Here is a 9,435-nt window from a genome sequence, read left to right on the forward strand (position 1 = left end):
CCCGGGACTGGGCCGCCGGTTCCGTCGAAGGGTTCCTGGTCGGCGGCAGCAGGATCGTCATCGCCGTCCACACCCCGGCCGGCTGGGCGGGCACGCACGTGACCTTCACCCTGGCCTCGCCGCCGCCGACGGCCGTCGCGGTACGCGTGGACCTGACCGGTCAGCGCACGCCGCTGGTCCTCACCGGCGACACGGTCACCGTGCCGCTGGCCGACGCGCCGGGGTCGGCCGCCGCCGCCTACAACGCCGCTTCCAGCATCCGCACCTGCTATCTCGAGGTCTCCTTGTGACAATCTCCCGCCGTACCTTCCTGCGCGGCGTCGGCGTCTCCGCCACCGCCGCCGTGCTCCCCGCCGTCACCGCCCAGTGGGCGGCCGCCGACCCGCGCTCCGCCCTGCTGACCCGCGAACAGCTGACGGCGCTGCTCGGACGGGGCGCGCACCTCCCGCTCGTGAGGCTCGCCGCGGCGGGGGACCTCGGCGGCGCGTTCTGCGGCCGCCTGCCGAGCCGCGACGACCAGGTGTCCATCACGGGGTGGGCCGGCGCGGACGACCTGTCGGCCGACCTCGCGCTCGGCTACGACGCCGAACGTCTGTACGTCGCCGCGACGGTGACCGACGACGTCCACCATCCGATCGGCGGCACCAACCAGTGGCAGGGCGACGGGCTCCAGATCGCCTTCGGCGACAGCGGCGGCGGATACGGCCCGGAGTACGGCCTCGCGCTGCTGGACGGCGGCCCCGAGGTCTACCGGTTCAGCGACGGCCCGGTCACCTCGCCGGTCGGCGACGTCACGCTGACCGCTCGGCGCGAGGGGACGAAGACGCACTACCTGGCGGCATTCCCGTGGGCCTCGACCGGCGTCGACGCCCCGGCTCCCGGCGGCTCGGTGCTGTTCAACGCGATCGTCAACGACAACGACGGCGCGCACCGGCGGGGCTGGATCCAGTGGCGTCCCGGCATCGCCACCGGCAAGTCCGCGCAGGAGTTCGTGCGGCTGGCGGCCCTGCCCGAGTCGGGCGCGTGCCAGGCCTGGATCACCCTCGACGAGGACGAGGTCGAGGCGGGGTCCACGATCAAGGCGGCGATCTACGTCCTGAACTGGGACGACGCGGACCGCCGCGTCGAGGTGACCGGCCCGGACGGCGCCGCGACCCCCGCGACGATCCCGGCTCGCACCACCCTGCGGCTCACGATCCCGATCACCGCGACGACCGCGGGCGAGCTCGCGATCACCGCCTCGGTCAAGGACCTGACCGGCGGCGCGACCACCGATCTGGCGGCGACCGGCCGGGTCACGATGTCGGCGGAGGCGATCGCGCGGGACCTCGCCGGGATCGCCGCATCCGTCAGGACGGCCGGGGACCTGCTGGCACAGTGCGAGGACCGGGGGATCCCCACTCACTACGAACGCGTCGACGCGACCACCTTGGAGAAGTTCACCGGCTACACCCGCGACGACGTCACGGCAGGTCAGAGGTGGCGCGCCACCTACAACACGGTCACCATGACGGCGATGGCCGACCACCTCCTCACCCGCCTGCGCTCCCTGGCCGCCGGGAAGGCGCGGGGGACGCGGGTGCCGCGCTACGTCACCGGGCCGATCGGCCGCGACGACTGGATGTTCACCGGCACGGTCTCCGACGGCACGACGACCAGGAAGGGCAGACCGGTCGTGTTCAGCGGCCCGATGGGATGGGCCGAGGTGGTCGCCGACATCCCCAGGCTGGCCGATCTCGGCTTCAACGCCTGCGCCCTGGAGATGGGGCCGCAGAGCGCGATCGTCCCGCCGGACGCGATCCCGGGCTGGGGCACGACGGGCGTCGGCGACGCGGCGGTGACCTTCGCCCGCGACGCGTCGGTCTCGCACGGCTCCGCCGCGTCCCTGCGCGTGTCGTTCGCCGGTCCGAGGAGGCCGAACAACTACCGCCAGTTCTCCCAGCTGCTGACCGTGGAGCCGGGGGCCGCCTACCGGGTCCGCGCGTGGATCAAGGGGCAGGACGTCACCCTTCGCGCGGTGTCGATCCCCACCGCCACCTGGGCCACCCGCTACTACCCGCCGGAGGGCAGCTACGACTGGCAGCAGGTCGAGTTCGCCCTCACCCCCGGCAACGTGTCGTCCTACCGCTTCTCGATCATCTGCGAGGGCCAGGTCGGGGCGCTGTGGATCGACGACGTGACCATCGCGCGCGCCGACGGGACGGGTCCGGAGAACATCGCGGGCAACGGCGGGTTCGACGAAGCGGTGACGGTCGCGGCGAACGGCGAGTACGCGGTGTCGCCGTACGAGATCGACCGGGGCCCGGTCCGCTGGCTCGCGGCGGCGGCCAAGGCGAACGTCGCCCTGAGCCTGCTGCTGGCGCCGCAGTACTTCCCGGCCTTCCTGACGGCCAGGCACCCCGAGCTCAAGCTGGCCGAGGGATACGACGTGCACCACCCGCTGGCGCGGGAGGTGATCGAGGCGTTCCTGCGTGCGATCATCCCCAGGATCGCGAAGTCGCCGGCGCTGCACAGCCTGATCCTCAGCAACGAGCCGCGCTACGTCGACACGGCGAGCCCGTCGACCAGGCGCGGCTGGGCGCGCTTCCTCACCGCGGAGTACCGCGACATCGCCGAGCTCAACAAGGTGTACGGCACCGCCCACCGGACCTTCGACGAGGTGCCCGCCCCCGGCGTGCGGGCGGTCGAGCCGACCGTGCGGTGTCACGACTGGATCACCTTCAACACCAGGGCGTTCGCCGCGTGGCACGCGTGGATGGCCGAGGTGGTCCACGACATCGCCCCGGACGTCCCGGTGCACTCCAAGATGGTGGGCAGCACCCTGAAGGACCGCAACTACCTGTTGTGGGGCCCCGATCCCGAGCAGTGGGCCACCTTCTCCCAGCTGTCGGGCAACGACGCGTCGAACTACCCGGGACAGGGCGCCGACGGCTTCCTGGGCAAGTTCGCGTTCTACGACCTCCAGGCCGGCATCGCGCGGACCCCGGTGTTCGACTCCGAGGACCACGTGATCCCCGACCGCAGCACGTCGTACTCGAAGGTGGAGGCGGCCCACGTCGCGGCGGACCTGTGGCAGGGCGCCCTGCACGGCCGTTCCGCCACCGCCTTCTGGGTGTGGGCGCGGACCACCGAGGCGGCGTCCACGCTGGCGGGCAGCATGCTGCACCGGCCGGACGTGATCGCCGCGGCCGGCCGGACCAGCCTGGACCTGAACCGGTTCGCCGCCGAGGTGGCCCTGCTGCAGGGCGCCGGGGCCGGGGTCGGCATCCTGTACTCGCGCACCTCGTCGGTGTACTCCGCGCAGCACCTGGCCGCGGTGCGCGAGGTGTACAAGGCCCTAACCATGAACGGGGTCCCCGTGCACTTCGTCACCGAGTCCGGCCTGTCCGGGCGGCAGGCCGCCGAGGGGGTGAAGACGGTGATCGCACCCGGGGTGACGCATCTGCCGTCCGCCTGCCTGCCAGGGCTGCGGGACCTGGCCGGCAAGGCCCGGCTCGTCGTCGCGGGCGCCGACGCCCTGACGCGCGACGAGCGGAACCAGGCCCTTCCGGCCGGTGAGCGCGCGCAGGTGCTCAGGAAGGCGACCGTCCTGCAGGCCGACGGCCCGGCCGGCATCGGGGCCGCCGTCCTCGGCCTGGCACGGCGGCTCCGGCTCGACGTGGTGACGCTGGAGCGGACGTCCGGCGGCCCGCCCGTGGACGTCGAGTGGCGGCCGGTGCACGACGGCAGGCGCTGGCTGGTCGGCGTGACGAACTACGGCAAGCGGCCGGAAGTGGTGACGATCAGGCTCCACGGCCGCGGGCCGCGCGAGCTCCAGGACCTGCTCACCGGGGAACGACTCGACCGGTCGCGGACGGAGCTGGCCCCGCTGACGCCGCGCCTTCTGACGCTCCGGTGAAGCCGTTTTTTATTCCACCCATCGGACTAAAGGAAACCAACGTGTTGTGGACCGTGAAGTCGCCCGAGGGCGCGGTCGAGCTCGACGTCTCACTGGACGACCAGGGCCGGCTCTTCTACGACGTGCGGCGGCGCGGCGTCGTACTGCTGCGGCGGTCCAGGCTCGGCGTCGAGCGGCGGGACGCGTCGTTCCACGACGGGCTCACCCTGGTCGCCGAACCCGTGGCCGAGGTGCGGGAGGACGGTCACGTCGCGGCGCACGGCAAGCGCGCCGTGCTGCGCGAGCGGTCCACGGCGGCGACGCTGTCGGTGCGCGGACGCAACGGCGCGCGCCTCGACCTCGACCTCCGCGTCCTGGACGACGCCGTCGCCTTCCGCTACCGCTTCCCCGAGGGCTCCGGCACGGCCACGGTCACCAGGGAGCTGACGACCTTCGCGTTCGCGGCGGAAGGGCGGGCCTGGGCGCAGCCGACCTCGCCCTCCGACGGCGGCGGACCCGCCCACGAGAACCTCTACACCAACGGCGTGCCCATCGGCACCCCGACCGGCGCGCGCTCGTACGACCTGCCGGCCACGTTCGAGGTGAACGGGCAGTGGCTGCTCCTCTCCGAGGCCGGGCTCGACGAGACCTTCCACGGCACCCGGCTGGCCCCCGTCCCGGCCGGCCGGGAGTACGGCGTGCTGGGCCCCGACCCGGACGAGGGCCTCGGGCACGGCGACGCCCTGGCCACCTCGGCGTTGCCGTGGACGCTCCCGTGGCGGTTCGTCGCCATCGCGGACACCGCGGCCGGGCTGATCGGGTCCACGACCGTGTGGCACCTGGCCGAGCCCGCCGCGATCAACGACACCTCGTGGATCAGGCCGGGACGCGTGTCGTGGAGCTGGTGGTCGGAGAACGCCAGCCCGCGCGACCTGGCCGCGCTGCGGCGCTTCGTGGACCTGGCGGGCGAGATGGGCTGGGAGTACTCGCTCGTCGACGCGAACTGGACGGTCCACACCGAGCAGGAGATCCGCGACCTGGTCCGCTACGCCGCGGAACGGGACGTGCGCCTGTTCCTCTGGTACAACTCCGCCGGGCCGAACAACGACTCGACCGAGGGGCCGCGCGACCTCATGCACCTGCCCGAGACGCGGCGGGCGGAGCTGGCCAGGATCGCGGGCTGGGGGATCGCCGGGATCAAGGTCGACTTCTTCCACTCCGACAAGCAGGCCGGGATCGCGCACTACCTCGGCATCCTGCGGGACGCGGCCGAGGCCGGGCTGATGGTCAACTTCCACGGCAGCACCATCCCGCGCGGCTGGGAGCGGACGTGGCCGCACCTGATGACGCTGGAGGCCGTGCGCGGGGCCGAGTGGTACCTGTTCGGGCCGGCGTTCGCGGAGGAGGCCGTGTGGCACAACACCGTGCTCCCGTTCACCCGCAACGTGATCGGCCCGATGGACTACACGCCGGTGACCTTCGGCGACGCGCTGCGGCCCCGCAGGACCACGGCGGCCCACGAGCTGGCGCTCGCGGTGGTCTACGAGTCGGGGCTGCTGCACTTCGCGGACTCGCCCGAGTCCTACCGGGCGCAGCCGGCGGAGGTGCGCGAGGTGCTGCGGGCCGTGCCGGCCGCCTGGGACGACACGGTCGGGCTGGCGGGGGAGCCGGGCGACCACGTCGTGCTGGCCCGCCGTACGGGAGGGACCTGGTGGCTGGCGGGCATCAACGGCCCGGTCGCGCGCCCGGCGGCCACCCTCGGCCTCGGGCGCCTCGGGCCGCTGAGCGGCACCTGGCGCCTGGTCGGCGACGGCGCGGACCGCGACGCGGTGGCGGTCTCCGACGTCGCGGCGGACGAGGCGTTCCGGCTGCCCGCCATGCCCCCGGGCGGCGGCTTCGTCGCCCGCCTGCTCGCGCGGTAGGGGTCAAGGCGGACGAGAAGCGTCCGCCTGCTCCCCGGGCGGGACCTAGGGGCGGGCCGAGAAGCGTTCGTCGAGGATCAGGCAGGCGGCGCCGATCGCGGCGACGTCGGCGCCCAGCGCGGTCCCCATGACGCCGAGATCGTGGATCTCGCGCATCACGAACCGCTCGGCCACCGCCGACCTGAGCAGCGGCAGGTAGTGGTGTGCGGCCGGCGCCCACGCGGGCCCGCCGCACACCACGAGCTCGGTGTCGAGCAGGTTGCCGATGGTGAGGATCGCGCGGGCGAGCCGCCGCCCGGACCGGCGCAGGATCTCCACCGCCCGCGCGTCGCCGTCGTCGGCCGCCCGGCACAGCGCGCCGAGCCGCCGGACCGCCTGGACGAGCTGACCGTCCTCCGGCGTGGCGGGCAGGACGCCCGCCGCGACGGCCTCCTGGATGAGGAACAGCGGCGAGCAGGCGGTGCCCAGGCAGCCGCGCTGCCCGCACTCGCAGGGCGGCCCGTCGGCGTCGACGATCAGGTGCCCGATGTCGCCGGCGTTGCTGGACCGGCCGCGTACGACGATGTCGCCGCTGACCAGCCCCACCCCGACGCCGGTGCCCAGGTAGAGGAAGACGAAGTCGCTGTTGCCCGTCGCGCCGCCGGCCCAGCGCTCGGCCACCGCGGCGGCGGTGACGTCCTTGTCGAGCACGATGGGCAGCCCGGTCGCCCGGTGCAGCCGGTCGACGAGCTCGACGCGGTGCCAGCCGGGCAGATGCGGCGGATCGACCATGGCCCCGCCCGCGATGTCGAGCGGGCCGGGCGCCGCGATGCCGAGGCCGAGCACCCGGTCGCGCTCGACGCCGGATCCGGCGAGCAGGACGTCGAGGGCCGCGGCCATGCCGGTCATGATGGCGTCGGCGTCCTGGGGGCTGGCGGTCTGCCTGCTGAAGTGGGCCACGAGGTTGCCGCCGAGGTCGAGCAGCACGTACGTGATCGTGGCCGGGTCGATGTGCACGCCGAGCGCGTAGCGGCTGGCAGGGACCAGCTCAAGGGTGCGGCGCGGCCGGCCGAACCCGGTCGTGGACGTGCCGGTCTCCGCGATGAGCCCCTGGTCGAGCAGCCGCTGGCAGACGTCCGACACGGTCTGCGCGGCGAGGCCCGTCTCGACGACCAGCTCCGCGCGCGAGCTCCCGGTCCGCGCCCGCCTGATCGCGTCGAGGACGACCGAGTCGTTGAAGTCCGCGACGTGTTCGAGATTGGAGCCGCGCCGGAGCCCGGAGGATCGGGCCGGCGGCCCGCCCTCGCGTCTGGCTGCCTTCCCGGCCGTGGTCGACTCCCGCCTGGCTGCTGCCACTGCTCCCCGTTCCCCTCGCCGTCGTCGCGCTCTGCGCCTACCTTAGCCAACCCGTCGTTGACTTATTCAAGACGTCGGAAATATTGTAGATCCGCGTTGCTCGATTCGACCAAGAAAGTCGGCAATCATGATGCAGATCGCACACACCGCCGATGTCACCGTGGTCGGCGGCGGCCTCGCCGGTGTCACGGCCGCCGTGAGCGCCGCCCGCAACGGCGCGAAAGTGGCCCTGATCAACAACAGGGGAGTGCTGGGCGGCAACTCCAGCAGCGAGATCCGGGTGTGGGTGGTGGGCGCCACCGCGCACGGCGCGCAGAAGTTCGCCCGCGAGACCGGCCTGATGGGCGAGCTGTTCGCGGAGAACCAGTGGCGCAACCCGGAGGGCAACCCGATCCTGTGGGACCACGTCGTGCTCGACCTGGTACGCGCCGAGCCCAACATCACCCTCTTCCTCAACACCGAGGTCCGCGAGGTCGAGGCGGGCGGCGAGGAGGAGGACCGGGTGATCCGCTCGGTCACCGGCTGGCAGTCCGGCTCGGAGAAGCTGATCACGTTCGAGTCGCCGATCTTCCTCGACTGCACGGGGGACGGCCTGGTCGGCCTGCTCGCCGGCGCCAGGTTCGCCACCGGCCGGGAGGACCGCAGCGTGTACGGCGAGGATTGGGCCCCCGACGTCGCCGACGACAACATGCTCGGCAGCACGATCCTCTTCTACACCAAGGACACCGGCCGCCCGGTCCGTTTCGTCCCGCCGGGCATCACCAAGGACGTCGAGGCGTTCGACCTGCCGCTGCGCCGCCACATCGACCCCGGCATGAACGGCTGCGACTACTGGTGGATCGAGTGGGGCGGCGAGCTCGACGCGGTCGCCGACAACGAGCGCATCCGCGACGAGCTGTGGGGCATCGTCTTCGGCATCTGGCACCACATCAAGAACTCCGGCCGCTTCGACGCCGACAACCTGACGCTGGAGTGGGTGGGCAGCCTGCCGGGCAAGCGCGAGTACCGCCGCTTCCTCGGCGACCACGTCCTGACCCAGCAGGACATCGTCGGCCAGACCCGCTTCCTTGACTCGGTCGGCTTCGGCGGCTGGTCCATCGACCTGCACCCGCCGGGCGGCATCTACGCCGCCGACAGCCCCTCCAAGCACCTGTTCGGCCCCGGCCTGTACGACATCCCGTTCCGCTGCCTGTACTCCGCCAACGTCCGCAACCTGATGCTGGCGGGCCGCGACATCTCGGCCAGCCACGTCGCCTTCGGCAGCACTCGCGTGATGGCCACCTGCGCCGTCGTGGGCGAGGCCGCGGGCGCGGGGGCCGCGCTCGCCGTGCGCAGGGGCGTGACGCCGCGCGAGATCGCGACCTCGCACCTGGGCGAGCTGCAGTCGATGCTCCTGCGGCAGGACGCCTCCCTGTTGGGCGTGCCCTGGCAGGACCCGTCCGACCTGGCGCTCAAGGCCGCGGTGACGGCGTCGTCCACGCTCACCCGCCTGGCGGGTGACGGAGACGGCGAGCCGGAACCGCTCCCGATCGGCGAGGCCGACTTCGGGCTGCTGCTGCCCGCCGACCCGCGGATCGACGTCGTGCGCATCGGCGTCGAGGCCGCCCGCGCCACCACCGCGACGGTCGAGCTGTGGGGCACGGGCGGCGGGCTGAACCACATCCCCGTGGAACCGCTCGCCCGGCGCGAGGTCCGGGTGGAGGCCGGGCGCGGCCGGCTGGAGGCCCGCTTCGACGACGTGCCCTTCGACGGGGGCGAGGTGGTCGTGGTCGTCCGGCGGAACGCCGACCTCGCCGTCCTGGTCGGCGCGGGTCGCCCGCCGTACGGCGTCCTCGGGCTGCTCAGCAGGGAACCGGCGCTCGACACCGGCAAGCCGCAGAGCAACGCGTGGTCGGCCTTCGAGCTGCGCAGGCGCACGCCGCGGTTCGAGGTCGAGCCCGCGACCGCCGCCTACCGGCCCGAGCAGGTCGCGGGCGGGCTAGCCAGGCCTTACGACGGGCCCAACCTGTGGGTCTCCGAAGGCGGCGGCGAGCAGCACGTCGAGCTGCGCTGGAGCGAGGAGCGGGTGATCGGCCGGGTGGAGCTGATCTTCAACGACGACGTCGACGAGGACCTGATCAACCTGCATCACCATCGCACGCCGTACCTCGTCATGCCGGAACTGGTGAAGGACTACCGGATCGAGGTGGCGCGTACGGGCGGCTGGGAGACGGCCGTGTCCGTCACCGGCAACCGCATGCGCCGCCGGGTCCATGTGCTTGATCCCGCCACGCGGGCGGGCGCCCTGCGGGTCGTCGTCAC

At 73.1% G+C, this 9,435-nt stretch carries 5 protein-coding genes; 4 read left to right on the top strand and 1 reads right to left on the bottom strand.

All coding sequences use genetic code 11. The features are described 5' to 3' along the window. The 3 genes from ACWCSD_RS39855 to ACWCSD_RS39865 all read left to right on the top strand — a co-directional run. The coding region (locus ACWCSD_RS39855; RefSeq protein WP_449922652.1) for a hypothetical protein at positions 1–290 on the top strand (290 nt) is incomplete at its 5' end. Beyond that, on the top strand, positions 287–3,898 hold the full coding sequence (locus ACWCSD_RS39860) for a beta-galactosidase (RefSeq protein ID WP_449922654.1): 3,612 nt from the start codon (positions 287–289) through the stop codon (positions 3,896–3,898). The genes ACWCSD_RS39855 and ACWCSD_RS39860, both read left to right, overlap by 4 nt. 41 nt (positions 3,899–3,939) lie before the next feature. After that, complete coding sequence (locus ACWCSD_RS39865; protein ID WP_449922656.1) at positions 3,940–5,799, top strand: glycoside hydrolase family 97 catalytic domain-containing protein; 1,860 nt, start codon at positions 3,940–3,942, stop codon at positions 5,797–5,799. A 45-nt stretch (positions 5,800–5,844) separates the two neighbouring features. Here ACWCSD_RS39865 and ACWCSD_RS39870 read toward each other — a convergent pair whose 3' ends face one another. After that, on the bottom strand, positions 5,845–7,134 hold the full coding sequence (locus ACWCSD_RS39870; protein WP_397158491.1) for an ROK family transcriptional regulator: 1,290 nt from the start codon (positions 7,132–7,134) through the stop codon (positions 5,845–5,847). A 127-nt stretch (positions 7,135–7,261) separates the two neighbouring features. Here ACWCSD_RS39870 and ACWCSD_RS39875 point away from each other — a divergent pair. Further along, the coding region (locus tag ACWCSD_RS39875) for an FAD-dependent oxidoreductase (protein WP_449922658.1) at positions 7,262–9,435 on the top strand (2,174 nt) is incomplete at its 3' end.

This window comes from Nonomuraea sp. NPDC001684 (genome assembly GCF_053596515.1).